Source organism: Nocardia sp. CDC153 (genome assembly GCF_035818515.1).
Classification (GTDB): Bacteria; Actinomycetota; Actinomycetes; order Mycobacteriales; family Mycobacteriaceae; genus Nocardia.
In genome coordinates this window covers 1,308,615-1,333,001 of the sequence record NZ_JAYKYU010000001.1, presented here as the reverse complement: position 1 = coordinate 1,333,001, position 24,387 = coordinate 1,308,615, and the positions used below count along the sequence as shown (strand labels likewise).

The window sequence follows — 24,387 nt, the reverse complement described above, 5'->3', positions numbered from 1 at the left end:
GGCGCTCGTGACTTCTCGATCCAATTGCCACGACAGCATTCTCATGGCTCGCTTCCCCCTCGAACGGGCGGCGCGGGCCGGGCTGGATCCCGACCGGCTCGCCCGGCTGGCGGGTGTGCCCGCTTGGCGCGAGGGCGGTGAGAGCACCCGGGTGTCGTCGCGCTACTGCCTGCGGGTCTGGGAACTGCTGGAGTCGGAGACCGGGGATCCGGATGTGGCACTGCGCGTGTCGGAGGACAGCACCACCGGGGAGTTCGGACTGCTCGAGTACCTGTTCCTGTCGGCCCCCACGCTGGGCGCGGCCCTGGACACCTGTGTCCGCCACAGCGGCAGTCTCACAACGAGTTACAGTTTCCGCGTCGCCGAGCGCACCGAGAACGAGGTCTGCTACGAGGTCCTCTCCGCCGTCGACGACTGCCGCGGCCGGGAGTTGTTGGTGCAGGCCGCCTTCGCCCTGATCGTGACCCGGGGTCGGGCCGCCACGCGCGGCCCCGTGGTGCCGGTACGGGTGGACTTCCGACAGGCCGCGCCGGCCACCGCCGACGCGTTCGTCGAGCTGTTCGGCACCCGCGCAATCCATTTCGGGTGCGCCGCAGACACCCTGACCCTGCGCAGCACCGAATTGGCGCAGCCGATGAAGCAGGCCGATCCCGAATTGACCGCCGTCCTACTGTCCTACGCGGCCACCCTGCCCGCCACGCCCGAGTTCGGGTCGACCTGGCTGGATCAGCTCGGGGAGGTCCTCGACAGCGCCCTGGAGGAGGGTGCGGCCACCCTCGAGGTGGTAGCGCGGCGGCTGCTGACCTCACCAAGATCATTGCAACGCCGCCTGGCCGACGCCGGAACCACCTGGCGCCGCGAGATGGATCGCGCGCGGCGCCGCAGACTGCAACGGGCCGAACACCTTCCACGCGCTCAGCAGGCGGAATTCCTGGGATACGCCGATCCCGCGAGCCTGCGGCGGGCCGTCAACCGGTGGCGGGATCGCTCGGATTCGTAGTTAGCCGACCCTGCCCGCGGGCCGAAATCGCACCTACCGTACGGTATTCCGGCAACCACACAGCTAGGTTGGCGTGCCTTGGACCGGTTTGGCGTCTTCGGAACTCCCCTGTGGCGTAGCCGGAAACAAGACTGGTCGGATACGCCACGACGCGCCAGCCGCGAGGTTCGTCACGGCGTTGGGGTGTGTGGTCGCGGCCGACGCTGTCCTCGGCCACGCATCCGTGCACGATCCCTGGACCGGTTAATCGATTGGAGCTTCCTCGTGGCCCACACCGCTGAAACCGCCACCGCCTACGTCGTCACCGCCGTGGAGGCCAAGGGCACCGCCACCCGGCACGACTTCGACATCCCCGCGATCGTGAGCGCGACGCACAGCCTCACCGAGAGCTGGGATTTCCACAGCGTGGATCGAAACATGTTCTGGAACATCGTCGCAACATTCCTCGAGCACTGAGCGGGCTCTCCGAGGTCGCCGAACCTGATCTAGATGCCGTCGACCGAAAGGGTCGCGGTCATCAGCGCCATGGCCGCCGCGCAGGCATCGGGGTGCGCGGCGTGGTCGCGGTTCTGCACCCACCAGGTGACGGTGCCGGTATCGGCCACCGTCACCGCGCAGCTGCCCGGATCCCTCGGGTCGCGCCAGTACATGCCGCCGAAGTGCTTCACGACCAAACGCTCGATCTGGTAACCGAATTGGTCGGCGATCTGGACCTCGCGGGACAGGGTGTCATCGCGCAGCCAGGCGTAGGTGAGATCGACGGTGCCGCCACCGGCCGCGGTGGCGGTCCAGTTGCAGACGGTCGGCGAGCTCTGCCGCTTGATACCGGTGGCGGTGATGGCGGCGGCCAGCTTCTGATCCTCGAGCGGGCCGCAGTCCGCCAGGAAATTCGGGGCGGCGGAGGTCGGCGCGTCCGACGGCCGCGCGCCGTGCGAACAGCCCGCGAGGCTCGCGATCAGCAAGGCGGACACCGCGATTCGGGCGTGTAGTCGTGCCATCAGCCCTGTCCCGCCTGCTTCAAGGTGGCGGCCGCCAGCTGCTCGACGCCCTTACAGCCGACCCCGGCATGCCGCACGGTCCAGTCGATGAAGTCGGTGTCGCCGAACGCCACCGCCACCTCGCAGCTGGCCGTGTCCTGCCACTCGATGCCGGGCTGCCCCGCGACCTGCACGGTCGTCGGCTTTCCGGTGGTCACCTGGCCGCGACGCTCCTCCAGCGAGCTGCCCCGAAACCAGTGGAACACCACCGAGTAGTCGGTGCCCCCGGACGGCTGCCACGCGCAACTAATCGGATTCACCGAGACCCGCTGAAGATCGCCGACCCCGGTCTGCTGGGCGATATCGGCATCCGCGACGCCGCCGCAGAGCCCAATGGTGTTGGGGGACGGCAGGACCTTCGGCGCCACGGTCGTGCTCGGCGCCGCCTGCTGCGTCGAGGAGCCACAGCCGGCGACCGCCACTCCGATCAGGGCGATCCCCGCCGCCGCGCCCACCGCTCTCATCACGCCGACCAGCGTAGGCGAGCCGGTTGAATCCTGCGATCCACAACACTTCCGATTGCGGATTTTGACAATTCACAAGCCGGTAACTACGTTCGATATCGCACCTCGATAGGCGAGGCTCCTGTACGAACACAGGCCACTGATCTGACGACGTCGAGAGACGCCCAAGGTTAGGACAGATTTCCCCGGATTAAGGGGTAATCCAAAGTGGCTTCCCGCCCAGCGGAATACGTCGCACAGTGCCGAAGCTCTGACGAGAGGGGTGTCCGTCCCTCCAGGTTTCACCTGATCGACTTTCCCCCGTGTGCGCTGTCGTATCGCGTTCCACGAGTTCGAGGAGGTCTGGACAGCCAGATGACGCCCTCCGCTACACAGCACACCGACGCCGCGTCGGCTCGACGCGCATAATTCGCCGATATTCGACGCCGCCACCGCGGTGCCGTCGTATTCGCGCGCCAATTTCCGGGTCGATTCCCACGATCCGCAATTCATGACCGAACGTCCGCACCAATAGTGCGCGACGGAATTCGATGCTGCCCGCAATACCCGGCGGGCGGCGAGATGAGGGGACACAATCCCAATGAGAATTCGCATGTTCGCCTGGCTCGGCGCACTGACCAGCGTCGCGCTACTCACCACCCACGCCACCGCCCACGCCGAACCGGCGGCTATCCAGGCCACGGCCGCGATCGTCGACCACACGGTGCGACTCCACACCGACGCGGGCTCGCTGCGCGTGGATCACGACCAGCTACAGATCCTCGATCCCGCGGGCATGGTCGTGGGCTCACTCCCCTTGCTGCTGGCCCAACAGGACACCGCCTATCCGATCGATGCCCGAATCGACGGCGCCACCGCCATTCTCACGCCCCGCACCGACGCGGCCCGGCCGCTGACCGCCGACGAGCGGCAGCTGGCCACGCGGGCGGCGACGGCCCCGGTGCGGAATATCGACCTGCGGCCCATCGCCGACGGTGACAGCCCGGAGGATCGATTCAATTCCGCCATGGGCAATGTCAACAACGAGCTCACCGTCGCCCTCGCGGTGGGGACGCTGTTGGGCGCGATCGTCGGCGGCCCACTCGGCTGCGTGTTCACCGGCGCGATCGGCACCGCGGCGAGCGGCCCGCTCGGTGCGATCGTCGGCTGCCTGGCCGGAGCGGTCGCGGGCGCGGGCATGGGTGTCGTGGTCTTCAACCTGCTCATCGGCGTACCGGCGCTGATCGGATCGGCCGCCCACTTCCTGAGCGTGATGAGCGCGCCGCCCGCCGTCGACGCCGCTCCCGCCGCTCCCGTCAACGGCTGAGGTCGGCGGCACTCCCCATGAGGTATCTGTCATGACTGTTGAAATCGCAATTCCGCACGGCCCCAAGCCATCTCCGGAGATCCGGCGGGCACGCGGCGGGCTGCGGCCCGCGGACTACCTGCTGCTGACGGCGGGCGTGGTGCTGACGGTGGTGGTGGTCAAGCTCTTTCGCGACATCTCGGTGCCGTGGGTGCCGGGCGACAGCCCCGGCACCGTGTCCACCGATCCGTCGCATCTGCCCTACTACGCGGCCCGCACCACGCTGCGCATGTTCGTCGGGTTGGGTGCGTCGGTCCTGTTCACGCTCGTGGTCGGTCAGTGGGCCGCGCACTCGCGGCGGGCGGAGAAGGTGCTCATCCCGATGCTCGACATTCTGCAGTCGGTGCCGGTGCTGGCGCTGGTATCGATCACGGTGACCGCGTTCATCGCGCTGTTCCCCGGCTCCTACCTGGGAGCGGAGGCGGCGTGCGTGTTCGCCATCTTCACCGCGCAGGCCTGGAACATGACCTTCGCCTATTACCAGGCGCTGCGGAACCTGCCGCGCGAGCTCGACGAATCGGCGCGCATGATGCGGTTGACCCGCTGGCAGCGGCTGACCCAGCTCGAGATTCCGGCCGCCATGATCCCCATGATCTGGAACGGCATGATGAGCTTCGGCGGCGCGTGGTTCATGCTGGCGTCCTCGGAGGTCATCAGCGTCTCCGGCAATGATCAGGCGCTGCCGGGGATGGGCAGTTTCATCGCCGCCGCCACCTCCGAGGCCGCGGTCGGCAAGCTGCTGATCGGCGCGGCCGTCATGGTCGCCACCATCGTGCTGGTGAACGTGCTGTTCTGGCGGCCGTTCACGGCGTGGTCGGAACGGTTCCGGGTGGAGCACACCGAGGCGGCGCTCGCACCGCGCAGCCTGGTGCTGGATCTATTGCGGCGCAGCACGATTCCCGCTCGGGTCGCGGCGCGGCTGCGGCCGGTCGAGGAAGGGATCGACCGCCTCATGCGGATCTTCGGGCGGGCGACCCGCTCGCCGTACGAACGGCGCGGCAGCCGCGCCGGGGACGCGGTGTTCTTCGCGGCCCTGTTCGCGGCACTGTCCTGGGGTGCGTGGACGCTGGCCCGCTACTTCGAAAGGACCGTGGGCTTCGCCGAATTCGGGCCCGCGTCGCTCATGGGTCTGGCCAGTCTGAGTCGCGTGGTGGTGCTGCTGGTGGTGTCCACCGTGGTGTGGGTGCCGGTCGGCGTATGGATCGGGATGAATCCGCGCATCTGCCGGTTCGCGCAACCGGTCGTGCAGGTGATGGCCAGTTTCCCGGCCCAGTTCCTCTACATCTTCGTGGTGGCGGGGCTGACCTACACCGGCATCTCGCTGAACATCGGCGGCACCGTGCTCATGGCACTGGGCGCGCAGTGGTACGTGCTGTTCAACGTGATCGCGGCGGCCGGGCAGATCCCGACCGATCTGCGCGAGGCCATGGACGACCTGCGGGTGCACGGGTGGGAGCGATGGAAGTCGTTGATCCTGCCCGCGATCGCGCCCGGGTACGTGGTCGGCGCGATCACCGCGTTCGGCGGCGCGTGGAACGCCACCCTGGTCGGCGAGGTCGTCGACTCCGGCAACACGCATCTCGAGGCGTTCGGACTCGGCGCGTACATCACCAATGCGACCGGCAATGACCAATTCGCCAAGGTGCTGCTCGGCACCCTCGTCATGAGCGTGGTCACGGTCGCCATCAACCGGTTGGTCTGGCGTCGCCTGCAGCGCAAGGCCGAGACCCGTTTCGCATTGATCTAGAGAGGAGAACCACGCGATGTCCACTCCCGTCATCACCGTCGATCGCGTCACCAAGAACTTCACCAATCCCTCCGGCGAGCAGCTGGCGGTCCTGTCCGACGTCCGCATGGAGTTGCGCGAGGGCGAAATCGTCGCGCTGCTGGGCAAATCCGGGTCGGGCAAGTCCACGCTCATGCGGATCATCGCGGGGCTGGTGCGGCCCTCGGCCGGGACCGCGCGGCTGCGGGATTGCGAGATCACCGAGCCGAATGCCAGTACCGCCATGGTGTTTCAGACCTTCGCGCTGCTGCCGTGGCTCACGGTGCGGCAGAACGTCGAACTCGGCCTACGCGCACAAGGGATTCCGGCCTACGAGCGCGCCGAGCGGGTCACCGACGCCATCGACATGATCGGGCTCGACGGCTTCGAGAACGCCTATCCCAAGGAGCTTTCCGGCGGTATGCGCCAGCGCGTCGGGTTCGCGCGCGCCCTGGTGGTGCGGCCCGAGGTGCTGCTCATGGACGAGCCGTTCTCCGCGCTGGACGTGCTCACCGCCGAGAACCTGCGCGGCGAGCTCATTCGGCTCTTCGGGGAGGCCGCGTTCCCGACCAAGACCATGCTGATGGTCACCCACAATATCGAGGAGGCGGTGCAGCTGGCCGATCGAATCCTGGTGTTGGACAACAACCCCGGGCGGATCAAGGGCGAGATCAAGATCGGACTGGCGCATCCGCGCGATACGCGAGGCGCCCATTTCCAGAATCTGGTGGACCATGCCTACCGCATGCTCACCGATTCGCCCTACGACGGCGACCGGGAGACCGTCACGCCCACACCCACCAATCGCCCACTGCCAGATGCCACCGTCGACGGCATCGCGGGCATGCTCGACCTGGTGGCCATGAGCGGCGGGCGCGCCGATCTCCCCGACCTGGCCAGCGGGCTGCGGTTCGAACTCGACGACATCATGCCGCTGGTCGATGCCGCACGCCTGCTCGGGCTGGCCACCGCCGCCGACGGCGACCTGGAGCTCACGGTCGACGGGCGCATGTTCATCGAGGCCGATATCGACACGGCCAAGCAGATTTTCGCGCGGGTGGCTCGTGCGAAAGCCCCATTGGTCGGTGCCATCGACCATGCCCTGGCCGGTGCGCACAAGCAACGCATGCGCGATGGATTCTTCCTGGATCTCCTGCGGCGCAACTTCACCGAGGACGCGGCCCGTCGGCAACTGCGCACCGCCGTCGACTGGGGACGCTACGGCGAACTCTACGAATACGACGCCGACGAGCGGATGTTCCTGCGGCATCCGGTCCACGGCTGAGGGCTCAGTCGTCGCGTCGGGCCGCACGGGCGCGGCGTTTGCCCTCGTGCATGGCCTGTACGCGGGCGACGGGAATCGTGTGGCCCTCGGCGATCAGATCGCCTGGGAGGGTTTGCGGTTCGGGCATGAGCTCCGACCACGGATCGCGCTGGCCCAGCAGTTTCACGGCCGTGCGGATGGTGAAGTCGTGCGGGTCGACGCTCGGCAGGTCCGACCAGCTCACCGGGAACGACACGGTCGCGCCCGGCCGGATGCGTGGGCTGTATACGGAGACGACCGTGGCGCCACCCGCGCGCGTCGAATCCAGGAAAACCTTGCCGCCCCGGTCTTCTCGAATGAACGCGGTGGTGGCCAGCGCCGGATCGAGGCGCTCGGCCCGGGCGGCGATGGCGCGGGTGGCCGCGGCCGCGTCCTCGAGATCGATGCCGGGGACGACCGGGACGAAGATGTGTACGCCCTTGGAGCCACTGGTTTTCACCGCACCCGCGAGACCGTCGGCCTCCAGCGCCCGCCGAATCAGCTCGGCCGCACCTACCACCTGCTCGAACGGCTGGTCCGGAGCCGGGTCGATGTCCAACACCAAATGTGTTGGGCTGCCGGAATAGTCGACCAGCCCCTCCGCCAACAACAGCGTCACGTGGTACTCCACCGCTCGCTGATTCCCGAACCACAGCAGCGTCCGCACGTCATTGCACAGGGCGTAGGAGATCTCCCGCCGCGAACTTCCCGCCCACAGCGTCGCCCGTTGGACCCACTCCGGCGTGTACTTGGGCAGATTCTTCTGCATGAACGGTTCCTGCCCCGGCCGCACCCGCACCACCGACAGCGGCCGATCCCGCAACGACGGCACCATCCGCTCCCCCACGGCCTCCAGGTAATCGATCAGATCGCCCTTGGTGGCGTCGGCACCGTCGAACAAGGGACTGTCGAGACTGGAGAACTTCAACCCGGCCCGCGCATCATCGCCCATCGCCCCACCATAACCCTTGTGATCACCTTGATTTCGGGGAAAGAGGCCCGGGCGCGCACCGGTTGCCCATGGCATGACTCTCGGAATCGCACTCGCCGCGACGAATGCCGACAACTACATCGATGCGATCGTGGCCCAGGCGCGGACCGCGCACGAGGTGGGCGTCGAGTCGGTCTGGTTCGGCCAGCGCCTGGACTACGACTCGCCCGCCCTGGCCGCCATCGTCGGACGCGAGGTCCCCGGCCTGCAGGTCGGCACCTCCGCCATCCCGGTCCTCGGCCGCCACCCACTCCTCGTCTCGGCGGCGGCCCAAACCGCCCAAGCCGCCACCCACGGCCGCTACCACCTGGGCCTGGCCCTCGGCTCCACCCTGGTCGGCGACTCCTTCGGCATCCCCTTCGACCGCCCCATCGCCCGCCTCCGCGAATTCCTCACCGCCCTACGCCAACTGTTCGACACCGGCACCGCCGACTTCCACGGCGACCTCCTCACCACCACCCCCACCCTGCCCACGGCCCTCCCCGGCGCCCACCCCCGCCCCCCGATCCTCGTAGCCGCCATGGGCCCCCAAGCCCTCCGCGTCACCGCCGAACTCGCCGACGGCATCCTCCCCTACCTGGCGGGCCCGAAAACCCTGAGCTCCCACATCATTCCCACCCTCACCCGCACCTCGACCACCACGCCCCGCGTAGTAGCCTTCGTCCCCGCGGTAGTCACCGCCAACATCGAAGCCACCCGCGCCCAAGCCCTCGAAACCCTTTCCTTCTACGAAAGGGTCCCCTCCTACCGCCGAGTCCTCGACCAGGAAGGCGTCCGCCACGCCGCCGACCTGGCCCTCATCGGCGACGAGGAAACCATCGCCGCCGGCATCCACCGCTACCGCGAAGCCGGAGCCACCGAAGTAGTCCTCACCACCACCAACCTCAGCACCCCCGAAGACGAACTCCGCACCTGGTCCCTGGCCGCCCAACTCTGAGACCTGTGTCTCGGTCACGGCGACGACCCGGGCCGGGTCCGTCCCACCGTGCCACGATGGTCGCTCATGACCAGTCCTATCCTCGCGATCGATCTCGGAAAGACCGGCTGCCGGGGTTCATTGCGATTTGGGGGGCGGCAGATCCGGGGGGTCGAGGCGGCGGGTGCCCCCGGGTTGGCGAGTGCGGGCGGGGTGAGCGCGGCGGAGGATGCGATTCGGGCGGTTGTCGAGCGGGTCGCGCCGGCAACGGCTTTCGTCCTGTCCGTTGGCGCGGCCGGAGCCGCATCCGCGCCGGAGGCCGCGGCGCTGCTCGCTCGGCGGCTGGCCGAAGGCAGCGGCGCGAATGCGGTCGCGGTGACCTCCGACGCCGTGACCGCGCATGCCGGGGCGCTCGGCGGATCGGCCGGTGTCGTGCTCGCGATCGGTACCGGAGCCGTCGCGACGGCGGTCGACGACGCGGGGCGCTTCACCCGGGTCGATGGGTGGGGGCCGCTGCTGGGTGATGAGGGCAGTGGCGGGTGGATCGGGCTCGAAGGGCTGCGCGCGGTGCTGCGTGCGCACGACGGTCGCGGACCGCGTACGGCGCTGGTCGACGCTATCGGCGGATGCTATGGCGTCGGGCCGGAGGAACTGCCGAATCTGCTTGGACAGCAAGATAATCCGGCCTCGACCGCGGCTCGCTTCGCACCCGCCGTCGCCGCGGCCGCGGCCACCGACGAGACCGCCGCGGCCATCATGTCGGCCGCGGGCCATGCCCTGGGCCGGTCCGTTCTCGCCGCGGTCGAGCGGTCCGGCCTGCGCCCGCCGGTGCCCTGCGCGGTCACCGGCGGGCTCGTCAATCTCGGTGCGGCGCTGCTGGATCCACTCGATGCCATGCTCGAGAGGGTCGTCGATCGTCGCGCTCCCCTCGGATTGCCGATCGACGGGGCCGCCCTGCTGGCCGTCGAGGCGGGAACCGCCTTGGAGGGCTTGGTCACTCGGATCGGGTGAAAAATATTGACAGCTACTGTGTGACGACTGACACTAATTTGTAATCGATCCACCGCGTCACCGGGGAGTTGCGATGAACGCACTCAATCTCGCCGTCATCGTGCTCTACCTGGTCACCGTCGCCTGGATCGGCCTGCGGCTGTCCGGCAAGCAAAAATCCAGCACCGACTACTTCGTCGGCGAGGGCCGAATGCCCTGGTGGACCGTGTGTTTCTCGGTCGTCGCCACCGAGACCAGCGTGCTCACCGTCATCTCGGTCCCGGGCGGCGCCTACACCGACCAGGGCTTCGGCAATGTCGAGCTGGCCATGGGCTACATCATCGGCCGCACCGTCGTCGCCGCCGTGCTGATTCCGCTCTACAAGCGCGGCGGTTTCGTCAGCGCCTACCAATACCTCGAACTGCGCTTCGGCCGCTATCTCCAGGGTGTCGCGTCGGTGACGTTCGTCTTCACCCGGCTGCTCGCCGAAGGCGTGCGACTGTTCGCCTCCGCCATCCCGATCAAGTTGCTGCTCAGCGAGTTCGGCCTGACGATCGGCTACGACGCCATCATCGTCGCGCTGACCCTGCTGACCGTCGTCTACACCTACCTCGGCGGCATCAAGGCGGTCATCTGGACCGACGCACTGCAGATGGGCCTCTACCTCACCGGTGCGATCATCGCGATCTGCGTCCTGTCCGGCCACGTCGGAGCCACCGGCTACTCGAATGCGTTGCACGCGGGCAAGTTCCGCGTCTTCGATACCGACTTCGGCCTGGCGCACATTCTCACCAGCAGCTTCGCGCTGCCGACCGCGATCCTGGGCGGCGCCATCTTCGCGATGGCCTCGCACGGCTCCGATCAGCTGATCGTGCAGCGCATCCTCGCGACGCGATCACTGCGCGACAGCCAGCGGGCCATGATCGCCTCCGGTGTCTTCGTCGCCGTACAGTTCGCGGCCTTCTCACTGGTCGGGGCACTGCTGTGGTCCTACAACGGCGGCAAGACGCCCAAGCAGCTCGGCCTGTCCAGCGCCGACGGCCTCTACCCCGACTTCATCCTGCACGGGCTGCCGGTGGTGATCTCCGGGCTGCTGGTCGCCGGAATACTCGGCGCGGCCATGGGATCGCTGTCCTCGGCGCTGAACTCGATGGCGAATTCCACTGTCGCGGACATCATTCGCAGTTTCAGCACCAGGGTGCTCTCCGATGAGGCGATGCTGCGCCTGGCACGCGTCATGACGCTGGTGTGGGCCGTGCTGATGGCGCTGTTCGCCATGGGTTTCAGCGCGACGACCGGCAATGTGTACCTCACCGCGCTCACGATCGCCGGATACACCTACGGAGCCCTGCTCGGAGCGTTCCTGCTCGGCCGACTCGTCAAGGGCGCCAATCAGTTCGACGCGATCGTCGCCTTCGTGGTGACCGTGGCCGTGATGACCTTCGTGGTGCGGGTGATCAAGATCGACGTGACGGTGGCGGGCCAGGTGACCGAAAAGGGCATCGCCGCCCAATGGCTGGTGCCCATCGGCGTTTTCGTCACCCTCGTCGTCGGCGGGGTCACCTCCCGCTTCCATCCGGCACCCGCCGACTCCGAGCCGGACCCGGCGCAGGCGGTGGCGTGATGCGCGTCATCGGGCTGATGTCGGGGACCTCGCACGATGCGATCGATGCCGTCGGTGCGGAGATCGACCTGCGGGACGACACCTTGCGGGTCCGCGTCGTCGGCCTGCTCAGCCGCCCGTATCCCGACGCGCTGCGCTCCGAGCTCATCGCCGCGTTGCCGCCCGGGTCGGTCGACATGGCGGCGGTCTGCCGACTGGATACCGAGATCGGCCAGGCCTTCGCGGCGATCGCCGCCGAGGCCGTCCACGAATTCTTCGGCGGTACAGCAGATCTCATCGCCTCACACGGCCAGACCGCGTACCACTGGGTGCGCGAGGGAACCGCGCACGGCACCCTCCAGCTCGGCCAGCCCGCCTGGATCGCCGAGCGAACCGGAGTGCCGGTCGTCAGCGATTTCCGGGCCCGCGACATTGCCGCGGGCGGGCAGGGCGCGCCGCTGGTCGGCCTGTTCGACCTGTTGTGGCTGGCGGGGCGGCCCGGCCGGGCGGCCGCGCTCAATATCGGCGGGATCGCGAACGTGACCGTCACCGGTGACGCCCCGGTGGCATTCGACACCGGGCCGGGAAACGCGCTGATCGATGCCGCCGTCGCCATCGCCACCGACGGCGCCGAGCACATCGACCGGGCGGGCGCGCGGGCCGCGCGCGGAACCATCGACGCCGAGCTACTGAAACAGCTTCTGGCAGAACCCTATTACTCTGCGCTGCCGCCCAAGTCGACCGGCAAGGAACTGTTCAACCGCGCCTACCTCGAGCGCGTGTTGCGCGACCGACCGCTCGCGCCCGACGATATCGTCGCGACCGTGACCGCGCTGACCGCACACACCATCGCCGACGCTCTCGAACCCTTCGGGCTCACCGAGGTCATCGCCTCGGGCGGGGGCACCCGCAACCCGACACTGCTGGCGATGCTGCGCGACCGGCTGGGCACCGCGCGGCTGCGCACCTCCGACGAACTCGACCTGCCTTCGGCGGCGAAGGAGGCCACCGCCTTCGCCGTACTCGGCTTCCTCACCGTGCACGGCCTCCCCGGCAGCCATCCGGCGTGCACCGGGGCTACGCATGCCAGTGTGCTCGGCTCGCTCACCCCCGGGGCCGCCGGATTCGCCTGGCCCACCGCGTCTTTCGCGCCGCCTCGGCGACTGACGGTGACGGTGTGAGCGCCATGTCCGCCGGTGACGACGTCCGCACGCGGCTGCTCGCGGCGATCCCGCGGCTGTCCCCGAGCGGACTGAAGCTCGCGCGCGTGATCCTCGACGACCCGTCCGGCGTCGCGCAACTGACGGTCAACCAGCTCGCGGAGCGGTCCGGCACCAGCACCTCCGCGGTGGTCCGGCTGGCCAAGACGCTCGGCTACGACGGCTATCCCCGGCTGCGCCTCGCGCTCGCCGCCGTCGGAAGCGAGGACGGCGCACCGGTGTTCGCCACCGATATCGACGCCGCCGACGAGCTGTCGAAGGTGCTGCACAAGCTGACCGCCTTCGAGACCGAGGGCATGCTGGCCACCGCGGAACTCGCCGACCCCGCGACCATGGAGGCCGTCGTCGATGCCCTGGTCGGGGCGCGGCGCGTACAGCTCATCGGCATCGGCGCGTCCGGGCTGGTCGCGATGGATATGGCACAGAAACTGACGCGTATCGGAATGTGGTGCGGCGCATGCACTTCCGAGGATGATGCGCTCGTGCAGGCGAGCCTGCTCGAGGCGGGCGACGTGATCGTCGCCTTCTCGCACTCCGGGGAGACCGCGGGCATCGTCGAGGCGGTCGAGCACGCCGCGACCACACGCGCCACCACGGTCGCCGTGACGGCCGGGGCCGCATCGAAACTGGCGCGTGCGGCACGGCATACCGTGCTCGTGGCCGGACGCGAGGATGGTTTCCGCTCCGCGGCGTTGGCGAGTCGCATGAGCCAGCTGCTGGTCGTCGACACCCTCTACGTCGGTGTCCTGCAGCGCACTCCGGCCGCGCATGCCGCGCTGCACCGCACCTACGAGGCGGTCGTGAATCGCCGAGCGAAGGGAGTTCGATGAGCCGCGCCCAGCCGCCGCACGGGATCGCCGCGCTGACAACGGAACTCGCGAACCCGCGCACCGCGGACCTCGACTCGATGCCGATCGATGAGCTGCTGCGCACCATGAACGCCGAGGACGCGGGCGTGGCTTCCGCTGTGGCCCAGGCGATTCCCGCGATCACCCGGGCGGTCGAACGCATCGTCGATGCCCGGCGACGCGGCGGCCGGCTCATCTACATCGGAGCCGGCACCAGCGGCAGGCTCGGCCTGCTCGACGCGGTCGAATGCCCGCCGACCTTCGGCACCGACCCGGCGGAGGTACTGGGCCTGATCGCGGGCGGCGCCGACGCCTTCACCCGCGCGATCGAAGGCGCCGAAGACGATCCGGACCGGGCCGAACAAGACCTGGCCGCGGTACACCTCACCGCCGCCGACGCCGTCGTGGCGCTGGCCGCGAGTGGCCGCACCCCCTACGCCATCGGCGCCTTGCGCTACGCGCGCACGATCGGTGCCACCGCAATCGCGATCTCCTGCAACCGCAATGCCGAAACCAGCGCCCACGCCGACGTGGCCATCGAAATCGAGACCGGCCCCGAAATCCTGACCGGCTCCACCCGACTGAAAGCCGGCACCGCCCAGAAAATGGTCTGCAACATGCTGACCACCGCGACCATGGTCCGATCGGGCAAGGTCTACGGCAACCTCATGGTGGATCTGAACCCCACCAACGCCAAACTCACCGACCGCGCCCGCCGCATAGTCGCCGCGGCCACCGACCTCGACCTCCCCACCGCCGCAACGCTCCTCGCCGCCGCCGACAACCACCCCAAAATCGCCATAGTCATGCACCTGGCCGGTGTCGACGCCCCCACCGCCCGCACCCTCCTAGCCCAATCCCACGGCTTCGTCCGCCCGGTCATCGACGCTTCGACCACCTTGGAGCAATAGCCGCAACGACCGATGAGCGCGCGTCACCGGCCCACGCACTGCCACGAATACAAGAAAACCGCAGGTCATCGACCTGCTGTTGTCTCTTGTTGTGGACCTGACAGACCAGCATACGAACCACGCGGTGCTGGTCGACGGGCCGGACGTGATCATCCGAGCCGTGGGTTCCCGGCAACCGGCTCTGCTGAGGACGGAGTCGTGTCGAGTTCGGAGAATCACCTGCGTGAGCGGGCTACGCGGATGTTCGCTGAGGTTGAGACAAGCATGAGTCGGAGTGGGCGGCGGCGATGAGGGCGGTCGCGGACCGGCTCGGAGTAGTAACCCCGGAAACGGTCCCCAAATGGGTGCGCATAGGCCAGATCGACAAATGAGGCGGAGTCCTCTTGCCGTGTCGGCACAGCCGTGGCAGGACGCCCTGGAGTTAGGACCGCGATTATGGACCACGCTTCCAACTCAACGCAGCCAGCGTTTCGCGCGCTCAGGCGGTACGGTTGCGGCGTCGACGTGCCAGAGTTTGTTCTTCGGATCCCATTGCGCGCCTAGTTCACGCTTGGCTGTGTCCTTGTCCGCGAAGGGGACGTTGAGGTACATACGTCCATTTATCACCGTGCCGGGCGTGATCGTGTTGCCTGTGTTCGATTGCGCCGGTATGCCATTAGGGCGGTGCTGGTCGTTAGCGCTCTTCTGAGCGTTTGGTTGCCAGCTCGTCGGTCGCGCAGCCCGGTCTTTTCGGGCTTGCTCGATTACCCGGCTGACACGGGCGCAGGATTCCGGGTCGGTGAAACGCATCATCAGGTCTGTGGGACCGGTGTTGGCCAGGAGGTTAAGCGAGCCGTGCCAGAGGATGGCCGCATCGATGATGAGCACCTTTTCATGCATTCGTTCCCGGAACTTGACCTCGCAACCCGTCAGACGTAGCTGCTCGACCCGTTTCCGGTGCCGCTCGGCAGCGGCATCGTCACGCTGTTCTTTATCGGCCCTTGTGTAGACGACTACACGAACTCCTGCCGAGACCCGCTCACCAAACAGCCTCGACCATTTGCTGACCGGACCGGAGTCCAGGAACGGGCTGTGCAACTCGATGCTCGTAGCGGAACGACCGACATCCCACTCCACGGCCTTCGGAACCTCGTCGGCCGGAAAGAAGGCAGGACGACGAAGTTCTTCCTCGGACAAAGTCGACAGCTGGGCTGCTTCCCGGATCGGGATGAGCTGATCCGCCGACATGACCTGCGCGTGCTTTTCGAGGTGATCGAGCATGATTCGGGCCTCACTGAACCCCGGTAGGTGCTCACGGAGATGCTCGAGGTCAGCCACCACGACCAGGTGGTCTTGTGCCCGACTCAGCGCCACATTCAGGAGTCTGCACGTTTTTGAGTCGAGCCCAGATTCGGAGTAAAACAGACCGGGGCTCTTCCCTGCACCGACCGCTGTATCGAAGATCACGATGGGCCGCTGACTGCCCTGGAACCGATGGATCGTATCGACCAGTCCCTCATACTGATTGCCGAACCGGTACTTCAAACTGCCCTGCAACGCCCGCACCTGCGCTCGATACGGTGCGATGACCGCAAGCCGATCGGTAGGCCGGGAATTGGCAGCGATCTCCGATTCCTGCCACTTTCGACCGGGCAGCACACCTTCGTATTGAAGTCCACGAATAAGTTCGTGGACAACTGCCTCGTTGACCGTGTTCGCCTTGTTGTCGGGGCCCGGGATGCGCTGACGCGTCGTATCGATGAGCATGACAGCGGCGTCTACCAAGGGGTTCGGTGGGATACCGCTGATATCGCCGCGGCCTGTTTGTAGCGGTGCGTCCGGGTAGGCCACGGCATTGACGAGTTCGCATATCGGTGAACGCATGCGGTACTGGGTATCCAGCGGCACCAGCCGGTGATCGCGGATCACGCCACCCCGTTCGTCGACCAAGCCTGCCGCGCGGAAGGGGTCACTACAACCCCATCTGTCAGCGTGTGCGCGCTCGTCGGCGGTGGCCTTCCGATCGCTGTCGGCCTTAGTGATCGCGGGAAGCTGCCGAAAGTCGCCCGCTATGACGACTCTCTTCTGCGCGAGGGCAGCGACCAGCCAAGCCGATGGCAGGTCGACCATCCCGGCTTCGTCGATGACGACAACGTCGACACGGTCCATAAGCTTGCGGGTCTGGACCGCCTTGGCGACAGTCGTTCCCAGAACACGGCATCGGCTGCGTACGGTCTGCTTGATCTTCGACCGTTGCTGCTCGAGCTCACTCAAACCTTTTCGTAGCGCTTCCAATTGGCGACTGAGCTCGGAACATGGTGGCACCGACCTGAGCGTGGCTTTGACCGAATCGAGTTCTCCACTCACCAAGGCCATTTCGGTGCTTGCGTTGAAAAGATCCAGCTCCCCACTCCGCCGCTGGCGGCCGAACGCTTGCTTCCGCCCTTCCGCATCGGCCAGCTGAAGCCGAAGCGTCGCGTTTCGTGCGGCCTTGCGGTCCGCGAAGAAAGTGAGGGAATTGTCTGCCCGGTCGAGTTGCCGTTGAAGTTGTGCGATGTCCGCATTCGCCTTTTCCAACCCCCGCCTGGCATCGGCTATCGAGGTTGCGGCCGCGCTCTTTGCCTCGACTCTGCCCGCAAGCTGCACCTCGAGCTCTTGCGCTCGGCCGTGCATATCGATCCACACCTGAACGTGATTCACGGCGTCGGTGGCCTGGATAATTTCCGCGTCCAGTTTCTCGGCCATCCTGGCGATGATTTGCTCGGCATCTATCGCCGATCCGTAACGTGCACGGAGGGAAGGCAATTCGATGTCTCCGGCTCGCTGCACCATGCCGTCCATGAAGCCCTCGTCATGGGCCAGGAGACCACAAATTCGTTCCAGCGCTTGGTCGACTGCCACGCGCGTAGGTGCGAGAAACAGAACGTTGTGTCCCTGCCGGACGTTGCCTTCGACGATGTGACCGACCACGTCGGTCTTCCCGGTGCCTGGTGGACCCCACAGAAACAGGATCTCGCTCGCGAGCGACTGCTGAACCGCCAACCGCTGGCGCGGGTTCAGTTGCAGCCCCGGCCAATCGGCAATCCAGCGTCCCGGCCTATCGTCGTATTCGACGGTAGGGCTGCCCTGCGCGACAACCCATCCCCCGCTCTCGACCCGAAGCGCATCATCGTCGCCAACCGATTCCAGCCGCTCGACAAGAACAAGGAGGCCAGCCGAATCATCCTTTCGCAGTTGAACGTTCTCCGCCCGTTGTCCAAATGATTCGGATGTAACCAATCGGATGTTTCCGTCGGGCAGTCGGGACGCCTCCGCGGGAAACCATCCCTGTTTCGAGTTCGACGGCCGAGCCAACACCGGGCTACCGTCCAGCGACTCGTCCCACTTCTTGCAGGCGAACAGATACTCGTGACTGTCGGTCGCCGAGGTGATCAGCCTGCCCTTGGACAGTGACACCTTGGGAGTGTCCTTCGCATCGGAACGCCGCTCAGCGAGAATCTCCAACCGAACCGCCTCGAGCAACTCGGCTACCGGATAAGGCAGCTTCGCATCGCTCACACCCACCCCCAGACCCCTCACGCCGGTCGGCACGCAACCTGACAGTAGGTTGCCTCACGATGTTGCTTCTCGCACCCCGGCCAGCAGGGTTGGCACTATGGGTCATAGTCAATGTCATAATTCGGACCGTGTTCGTGGCAGCCGCTGAGGCTGGGCGTCAGACCAGCTGCAGATGCAGCGTAATACTCAGAGCCCCTTGCGATTCCGTAGACGCCGCACGCTCGCGGCTGTCCCCGTCGACCTCTATGGTGTGGTGCATGACACCTGAACCTCCGCCGCTTCTGGTCAACCCACCTTGTTGGCTGATTTTTGGATTGCCGTGGCCGGACAGTGCGACGGATTTCGCTGAGTCGGCGATAGCGGTCGCACCATCATCGGTGCCGCGTAACGTCGTGAGCCAGGCGGGCGCCGATGTACTCGATTTGGCGACCGCGATTGCCAGGGACAACGGCTACCGAGTCATATTCCTGTCGGATGTCACCAAATGGCTCGATGCTCAGCAACAACGCACGTGGGCAGATCTGGGAATCGACTCCGAGGACGTATCCCTCGAGCTCACGGAGACGCCGATCTTGCAGCTATACATGACGCTCAGCCAGTTGGGACATGCGCTCATTTGTGACGCTTCACGCCAGGGACTGACTGTCCACACCCCGAACGGAGCTTGGCAGACCGGGCCGCGTGAACGTGAGGATTTGCGCTCACATCTCACCATCAGCCTCCAGCGAGACTGGCCGCCATACGCCACCGACGTCTATCGGAATCAGCTGCGAACCAGATGACCCGGCTCGTGTTGGCATCCGCGCAGCAGAAAAGGACTGGCAGAGGAATCAACCGGGGAACTACGACCGCGGGGCGACCGACCAGATTCTGATCACGAGCGACGCCGCAATCCTCCACCTACGGATATCGACTGAGCGGCAGGGGAATTACCGCGGTTGATCTCGATCCGGATCGGCCATCGATCGCCTACGCAGCGGGAACGTGGTCTGGCGGCGGGTTCAGGGCTGGGCCCGATCGGCGGTGCCCAATGATCTCGACCGCTCCACATGCCCGACCACAACGAATTTCCTGCGGATCAAACTGCCGACTCACATGTCGAATCTCGTGGGAGCCGACGTGCGTAACTTGCTGCGTCCCAACGGCCGATTCGTTCCGCTACTGGAAGTATCAACAGCGTGGTGGGCTTAACCGCCTGTCCCCGATGGGGTTTGGCTAGCTGAATGCGCTAGTTCCCCGGGGTTGCGTGAACGGTTTTTCATTCAAGCCCATCGGCAGGCTCTCCGGCGCAGTATGAAGATCAACGACCCGCCACCGATGGAGGCAACCCATGGTCTTGATCATCAGCAATATCGCCGATCCTCGCTCTCCATGCGGCGGAGCGGAAGAACCAGGCCACTACGGTGGCGCGTTGGCCGCATCCCTCGATCTTCTGGATCGGCCGGTCACCCGCGCCGAGGCGCTGACCTTCTTCAGCCAAGGGCACAGTGGATCACGGATCGCCTACGAGATCGTCCTCTCCCCGCCGCGGTCTTGGTCGATCATCTGGGGGCTCGGTGACTCCGAGGTGAGGCAGTCATTGGAAACCTCCCATGCGGCTGCGTTGGTGTACGCAATGGCATACGTCGAGAAGGAGCTGTCTTACACCCGTCGGGGCCGTAACGGAATCGCACAGATCGACGCCAGCCTCTTGTGGGCGCAGTTCGACCATTTCTCCGACTGGCACGAACGGCCGGACCGTCATGCCCATGTTCTGATCAGCGCGCAGGTCCTTGGATCTGACGGGCAATGGGGTCAGCTCGATGTGCGCCCGCTCCGCCGCAACGCCGAGGCCGAAACATTTCAGGCGGCGTTCAGATCATCACTCGCACAACACACCCGTCGAGCCGTAGGTCTACGGCTCGAGAGCAGGCCACCTTTTGAGTTCGGCGAGGAACCACGCCTGGAGTTCGAAGGTGTACCTGACGAACTCATCATGAAGTTCTTTGGCGAGTCGGTATCGAGCTGGCGGGAATCAGACTGGAGAGTGCTATGAGTCATCGCAAACAAGATCGAAATCCAGCATCTTCGGACAGCGCCTGATGTCCCAACGACGAAGGCCCGATCCTGGTGGACCGGGTCTTCCGAAGCGGACCTGACGGACCACCATATGAACCGGGCCGTGCTGGTTGATGGGCCGGGCGTGATGATTCGAACGGATAGTTCCCGGTCAAGCCCCGTTGGCGGTGCCCGGTGATCGCCACTGCTCCCACTGCCCGATCGCAACGAATCATCTGCAGACGAAGGCGCCGGCACAATGACGCCGCTCTAGCTGAGCAGCAGCGGCAAGAAGCGCACGGTCATTGCGGCAGATCGCGCACATAAGTTGCGGCAAATCGCGCACCAGTTATGCGGCAAATCGCGCACGGGGTCTGCAATAATACTGCGGTGACCTCGTCGTTCTCATCATCACCGATTGGTCGGATCCTTCCCCGTCACACCCATTCTGCAGTGCATGAAGCTCTTGCGGATACTCGTGTCGTCCTGGTCAACGGAGCTCGCCAGTGTGGAAAGAGCACGCTGGTCTCTCGGATAGGCAGGGAGATCGGCGCGACCTGGCGCAGCCTCGACAATCCAGAGACTCGGCAGGCGGCCGGCTACGATCCCACGCAGTTCGTCCTCGACGATTCCCTCTTGATCATCGACGAAGTACAGCGAGTACCGGAACTGCTGCTGGCGATCAAGGAGACCGTCGACGCCGATGGACGACCCGGCCGGTTCCTGCTGACCGGCTCGGCTCACGTCATGGCACTTCGCAGCGTTCCGGACGTCCTCCCCGGACGCATGGAGACGATCGAACTCTGGCCGCTCTCCCAAGGCGAAATCGACGGCGCGCCAGACAGATTCATCGATTGTGCTTTCGAGCGCGGGCCCCAGCTACGGCACGATGGGGCCGAGAATCGCGATGATTACATCGAACGGATCGCACGCGGCGGCTTCCCCGAAGCCGTTGCGCGAGAGGGCAAACGGCGTTCCCGATTCTTCTCCTCCTACGTCGCCGATCTGATCAACCGAGACGTCATGCAGCTGTCGGAGATCGAACGATCCGCAGAGATGTTCACCCTGACCAACCTCGTCGCAGCCAGATCCGGTCAACTCCTGGTGCCCGGCGCCCTCGGCAATGAACTCGGCCTGCCCAAAGACACCGTCGCCCGCTATCTCCGCCTCCTGGAAGAGGTTTTCCTGATCAAGCGAATCCCCGCGTGGTCCCGAAACCTGACCACCCGGGCCGTCGCGACCTCCAAGGTGTTCATGGTTGATTCCGGTATCGCCACCTACTTGTGCGGTGCCGACCCGCGCGCGCTGCGGGCCGTGAACGGCCCGCTCGGGTCGCTTCTGGAGGGTTTCGTAGCCGCTGAACTCGCTCGTCAGCTCACCTGGTCCGACCAGGAGGCCCGCATGTTCCACTACCGCACCCGCGACGACGTCGAAGTCGACATCATCCTCGAGAACAACCGACGCGAGGTGATCGCCATCGAGGTGAAAGCCGCCGCCACCGTCAAGGGCGAAGACTTCCGCGGTCTCCGCCACCTCGCAGAACGCCTCGGCGATGACCTCCTCGCCGGATACGTGCTCTACACCGGCACCGAAACCCTCCCCTTCGGGCCGAAATTCCGCGCCCTGCCAGTCAGTGCCCTATGGAACTCACGCCCATGACCACCTCGAACGGTTCGCGCGCTGCCACGAAAACGGCAGAGCCGCAGATCAATTGACCTGCGGCTCTGCCGTTTGGTGGAGCTAAGGGGACTCGAACCCCTGACCCCCACACTGCCAGTGTGGTGCGCTACCAGCTGCGCCATAGCCCCGTGTTCAGTTCTGTGCTAGCGGGGCGGTGCCCTGCTTGCCTGAACGAAGTTACACGACGGGTGTCGAACAAACCAAATCGCCTGGATAGAGGCTGGCGGCGGCGATCTTCTCGAGCTAGGCTCGAACGCATGTTCGATAGCCGAGAGGTGGAGGCGATGGGCGACGAGGAGCTGATCGACGCGCTGCGGCGGGCACACGGGGCTGCGGCGTTCGCACAGGCGGCGGAAATCACAGCGGTGCGGGAGGTGTATCGGCGGCATCGGGCCGAGAACGCCGCGCCGGGGGCGGGCGGGGTGCGGGCCGGGGAGTTCGCCGCGGCGGAGATCGCCGTGGCGGTGCACGTGTCCGAGGCGGTGGCGACGGCGCTCGTCGATATCGCGCTGGCGCTGGATTCGCTACCGGACACCAAGCTGGCGTTCGCGGCCGGGCGCATCGATCTGTCGCGGGTGCAGGTGATCGTGGACAGTCTGCGCGGGCTCCCGCGTGAGATGCGAGATGTCTTGGAGCCCAAGCTGATCGAGGCGGCCTTGCGCTCGGATCCCGCTCGATTACGGCAGACCGCGCAGCGCTGGGTGACCCGGCTGGATCCGGACGGCGAGACCCGCAGGCGGCAGGAACGCGAGCAGGACCGCGACATTCGCATTCGCGCGGTCCAGGACGGCATGGCGGTTTTCGACGGTTTGCTCCCGGCCGCGGGCGCCCAGGCCGTCGCCATGCGGCTGCGCGAGATGAGCCTGCAGGTCTGCGATGACGATCCGCGCACGATGTCTCAGCGCCGCGCCGACGCCCTCATCGCCCTCGCCGATGGTTCCGGCCGCCTGATCTGCGGTTGCGGCAAGGGAACCGACTGCCCCAAGGCCACCGCGCCCGCCACCCCGCGCCGCCCGCTCATCCAGGTCGGCGTCTCCGCCGAATCCCTCCTCGGTCTGCGCGACGATCCGGCGTTCCTCTCCGGCTACGGCCCGGTCGACGCGACCCTCGCCCGCACCCTCGCCGAACATGCCCGCTTCCAAGTGATTCCGGAGTACTTCCCCGAACACACCGCGCCGAGCCCTCCGGCCAACGAACCTGCCGCCCCCATCGCACCGTGGGAACGCGCGGCGATGGCGCGCGAGCAGGTGGCGAGCGCATTCGACGACGCCGAACCCATACCCGGTGTCGACCGCGGCCGACTCGTGTCCCTCCCCGCGAGCGCCACCGGCCCCACGAAAATCGCTGCCGTGCGCCCATTCTCGGGCGCACCGGCCCGCGAGATCCGCGCCCTCGACGCCCTGTGCCGCTTCCCCGGCTGCACCATCCCCGCCGCCGAAACCGCCCTGATCCAATTCGATCCCCTCCCCGGCCAGACCACCGCGCAGCCGAACGCCGCCTACCGCGCCGTCCTGTGCACCCACCACCAACGCCTGAAGTCCCTGGCCGACAAGGGAAAACACCCCTGGCGCGTCTACCTGGCCGACAACGACCGCATGCGCTGGATCGACCCCAGCGGCGAACCCCACGAAACCTTCCGCGAAGGCGCGCGCTACCTCTTCCCCCACACCGACATAGACGCCCCCACCGTCCCCCGCCCGGCGCCCCTGCGCGCCGTCCCCGACCTCACCGAAATCCCGCCCGCCAGAGGCCATTTCACCACAGACCTGGCATACCCCACCGAATCCCACATCCTCATCCACCCCCAACTCTCCCGCACCACCCCAGACAACGACATCCCCGACAAAGCCGCCACCCGCTAATCCCCCACCCCCACTCCAAGGGACCGAGCCGCCAGCCCGGCCCCCTCCCCGGGGTGCGGCCCAACTCACCGTTCCCCCGACGGGCCGCACCCCACCCAGCCTATTTCGCCGCGTCGAGGACCCAGTTCTCGTTGTTCACATCGACTTTCTTGTCGTCGATGTAGACGGCGGGGGTGGCGGCTCGGCCGTTGAGTTTGTCGCTGAGGGATTTGAGGGCGGCTTCGGCGTGGGCGCGGGCGGTGTCGGCTCGGTCGCCCGAGGTGATGCATTTGGCTACGTCGTCGCCTGCGCCCGCTTGCTTGGCGATGTCGGCGAGGGCCTTGTTGTCGTGGTCCGAGCCGCCTTCGGAGGGCTGCTCGGTGGTGAACAACAGGGAGTGGAACCTCGAGTAGACCGGGCCGGTGCCCGCCTGGGCGACGCACTCGTTCGCGGCCACCGCGCGGGTCGAGTAGTCCTTGCTCTTCGAGCGCGAGTCGAGGAAGTTCACCAGCCGGTACCGGACGGCGATCTTGCCCAGATCGACCTGCTGCGCGATCTCCTGGCCATAGGTCTTTTCCAGCTGCCCGCAGGCCGGGCACAGCGGATCCTCGTAGATATCAATGGTTTTCGCGACATTCGGCTTGCCCAGCACAATCGCGCCATCCGAATCCAGCGCCACCGTCACCCCGGGATCGCGCACCGGCCCGTACCCGTCGTTGCGAACCGTCTCCCGGCCCCCGCGATTCCACAGATACAACGCCCCCACGATCGCGACGACCACCACCAAGGCCAACCCGGCCAGCGCATAGGTGGTCCTGCTCGAAACCGGCTGCGGCGTGTGCTTCGACGTCGGATTGCTCACCCGCACCACTCTGCCCCACGCCCCCGCCCCCACAACA

The 24,387-nt window shown here is 66.6% G+C and carries 20 protein-coding genes, 1 tRNA gene and 1 riboswitch; of the genes, 15 read left to right on the top strand and 6 right to left on the bottom strand.

Features of this window, described 5'->3' with window-relative positions; all coding sequences use genetic code 11:
- The first annotated feature begins 7 nt into the window (after positions 1-7).
- Entirely contained in the window at positions 8-1,000 is a 993-nt protein-coding gene (locus tag VMT65_RS06065) for an AraC family transcriptional regulator (protein WP_326306909.1), read from the top strand.
- 264 nt (positions 1,001-1,264) lie between these two features.
- Positions 1,265-1,456 (top strand): hypothetical protein, encoded by a 192-nt coding sequence (locus VMT65_RS06060; RefSeq protein WP_326306908.1) that lies wholly within the window; start codon positions 1,265-1,267, stop codon positions 1,454-1,456.
- A gap of 29 nt (positions 1,457-1,485) precedes the next feature.
- Here VMT65_RS06060 and VMT65_RS06055 read toward each other — a convergent pair whose 3' ends face one another.
- Both VMT65_RS06055 and VMT65_RS06050 read right to left on the bottom strand, forming a co-directional pair.
- Positions 1,486-1,998: a DUF3558 family protein gene (locus tag VMT65_RS06055; RefSeq protein ID WP_326306907.1), complete on the bottom strand. Its 513-nt coding sequence runs from the start codon at positions 1,996-1,998 to the stop codon at positions 1,486-1,488.
- Positions 1,998-2,501 (bottom strand): DUF3558 domain-containing protein, encoded by a 504-nt coding sequence (locus VMT65_RS06050; protein ID WP_326307462.1) that lies wholly within the window; start codon positions 2,499-2,501, stop codon positions 1,998-2,000. Before VMT65_RS06050 ends, VMT65_RS06055 begins: the two co-directional genes overlap by 1 nt.
- 97 nt (positions 2,502-2,598) lie before the next feature.
- Positions 2,599-2,770, top strand: a riboswitch (M-box (ykoK) riboswitch).
- Between the two features lie 311 nt (positions 2,771-3,081).
- On the opposite strand from VMT65_RS06050, the gene VMT65_RS06045 reads away from it, so the two are divergent.
- Genes VMT65_RS06045 through VMT65_RS06035 form a run of 3 tightly spaced genes read left to right on the top strand, consistent with a single transcriptional unit; the run spans position 3,082 to position 6,896 of the window.
- Positions 3,082-3,807 (top strand): hypothetical protein, encoded by a 726-nt coding sequence (locus tag VMT65_RS06045; protein WP_326306906.1) that lies wholly within the window; start codon positions 3,082-3,084, stop codon positions 3,805-3,807.
- Positions 3,808-3,838: 31 nt separating this feature from the next.
- Positions 3,839-5,593, top strand: a complete 1,755-nt coding sequence (locus VMT65_RS06040) for an ABC transporter permease (RefSeq protein ID WP_326306905.1) — start codon at positions 3,839-3,841, stop codon at positions 5,591-5,593.
- A gap of 16 nt (positions 5,594-5,609) precedes the next feature.
- The gene (locus VMT65_RS06035; RefSeq protein ID WP_326306904.1) at positions 5,610-6,896 is read left to right on the top strand and encodes an ABC transporter ATP-binding protein; all 1,287 of its coding nucleotides are present in this window, start codon (positions 5,610-5,612) and stop codon (positions 6,894-6,896) included.
- Positions 6,897-6,900: 4 nt separating this feature from the next.
- On the opposite strand, the gene VMT65_RS06030 is transcribed toward VMT65_RS06035, so the two are convergent.
- Entirely contained in the window at positions 6,901-7,866 is a 966-nt protein-coding gene (locus VMT65_RS06030; protein WP_326306903.1) for a DNA polymerase domain-containing protein, read from the bottom strand.
- A gap of 73 nt (positions 7,867-7,939) precedes the next feature.
- On the opposite strand from VMT65_RS06030, the gene VMT65_RS06025 reads away from it, so the two are divergent.
- The 6 genes from VMT65_RS06025 (at position 7,940) to murQ (ending at position 14,393) form a co-directional block, all read left to right on the top strand.
- Positions 7,940-8,842: a TIGR03564 family F420-dependent LLM class oxidoreductase gene (locus VMT65_RS06025; RefSeq protein ID WP_326306902.1), complete on the top strand. Its 903-nt coding sequence runs from the start codon at positions 7,940-7,942 to the stop codon at positions 8,840-8,842.
- A 66-nt stretch (positions 8,843-8,908) separates the two neighbouring features.
- Complete coding sequence (locus VMT65_RS06020) at positions 8,909-9,832, top strand: BadF/BadG/BcrA/BcrD ATPase family protein (protein ID WP_326306901.1); 924 nt, start codon at positions 8,909-8,911, stop codon at positions 9,830-9,832.
- A 73-nt stretch (positions 9,833-9,905) separates the two neighbouring features.
- Entirely contained in the window at positions 9,906-11,435 is a 1,530-nt protein-coding gene (locus VMT65_RS06015; protein WP_326306900.1) for a sodium:solute symporter, read from the top strand.
- A complete protein-coding gene (locus VMT65_RS06010) occupies positions 11,435-12,595 on the top strand; it encodes an anhydro-N-acetylmuramic acid kinase (RefSeq protein ID WP_326306899.1) in 1,161 nt (386 codons plus the stop codon). The genes VMT65_RS06015 and VMT65_RS06010 overlap by 1 nt, the downstream gene beginning before the upstream one ends.
- A 5-nt stretch (positions 12,596-12,600) precedes the next feature.
- Positions 12,601-13,464 (top strand): MurR/RpiR family transcriptional regulator, encoded by an 864-nt coding sequence (locus VMT65_RS06005; protein ID WP_326307461.1) that lies wholly within the window; start codon positions 12,601-12,603, stop codon positions 13,462-13,464.
- On the top strand, positions 13,461-14,393 hold the full coding sequence (gene murQ / locus VMT65_RS06000; RefSeq protein WP_326306898.1) for an N-acetylmuramic acid 6-phosphate etherase: 933 nt from the start codon (positions 13,461-13,463) through the stop codon (positions 14,391-14,393). Before VMT65_RS06005 ends, murQ begins: the two co-directional genes overlap by 4 nt.
- A gap of 453 nt (positions 14,394-14,846) precedes the next feature.
- Here the strand turns inward: murQ and VMT65_RS05995 are convergent, their stop codons facing one another.
- On the bottom strand, positions 14,847-17,930 hold the full coding sequence (locus VMT65_RS05995; protein ID WP_326306897.1) for an AAA domain-containing protein: 3,084 nt from the start codon (positions 17,928-17,930) through the stop codon (positions 14,847-14,849).
- Positions 17,931-18,187: 257 nt separating this feature from the next.
- On the opposite strand from VMT65_RS05995, the gene VMT65_RS05990 reads away from it, so the two are divergent.
- The 3 genes from VMT65_RS05990 (at position 18,188) to VMT65_RS05980 (ending at position 21,626) form a co-directional block, all read left to right on the top strand.
- On the top strand, positions 18,188-18,712 hold the full coding sequence (locus VMT65_RS05990) for a hypothetical protein (RefSeq protein ID WP_326306896.1): 525 nt from the start codon (positions 18,188-18,190) through the stop codon (positions 18,710-18,712).
- 548 nt (positions 18,713-19,260) lie between these two features.
- Complete coding sequence (gene mobF, locus VMT65_RS05985) at positions 19,261-19,965, top strand: MobF family relaxase (RefSeq protein WP_326306895.1); 705 nt, start codon at positions 19,261-19,263, stop codon at positions 19,963-19,965.
- 392 nt (positions 19,966-20,357) lie between these two features.
- Complete coding sequence (locus tag VMT65_RS05980) at positions 20,358-21,626, top strand: ATP-binding protein (protein WP_326306894.1); 1,269 nt, start codon at positions 20,358-20,360, stop codon at positions 21,624-21,626.
- A gap of 73 nt (positions 21,627-21,699) precedes the next feature.
- On the opposite strand, the gene VMT65_RS05975 is transcribed toward VMT65_RS05980, so the two are convergent.
- A tRNA-Ala gene (locus VMT65_RS05975) sits at positions 21,700-21,775 on the bottom strand.
- 129 nt (positions 21,776-21,904) lie between these two features.
- On the opposite strand from VMT65_RS05975, the gene VMT65_RS05970 reads away from it, so the two are divergent.
- Positions 21,905-23,509, top strand: coding sequence for a DUF222 domain-containing protein (locus tag VMT65_RS05970; protein ID WP_326306893.1), 1,605 nt, complete (start codon positions 21,905-21,907; stop codon positions 23,507-23,509).
- Between the two features lie 100 nt (positions 23,510-23,609).
- Here the strand turns inward: VMT65_RS05970 and VMT65_RS05965 are convergent, their stop codons facing one another.
- Positions 23,610-24,350, bottom strand: coding sequence for a DsbA family protein (locus tag VMT65_RS05965; RefSeq protein WP_326306892.1), 741 nt, complete (start codon positions 24,348-24,350; stop codon positions 23,610-23,612).
- Positions 24,351-24,387: the final 37 nt, after the last annotated feature.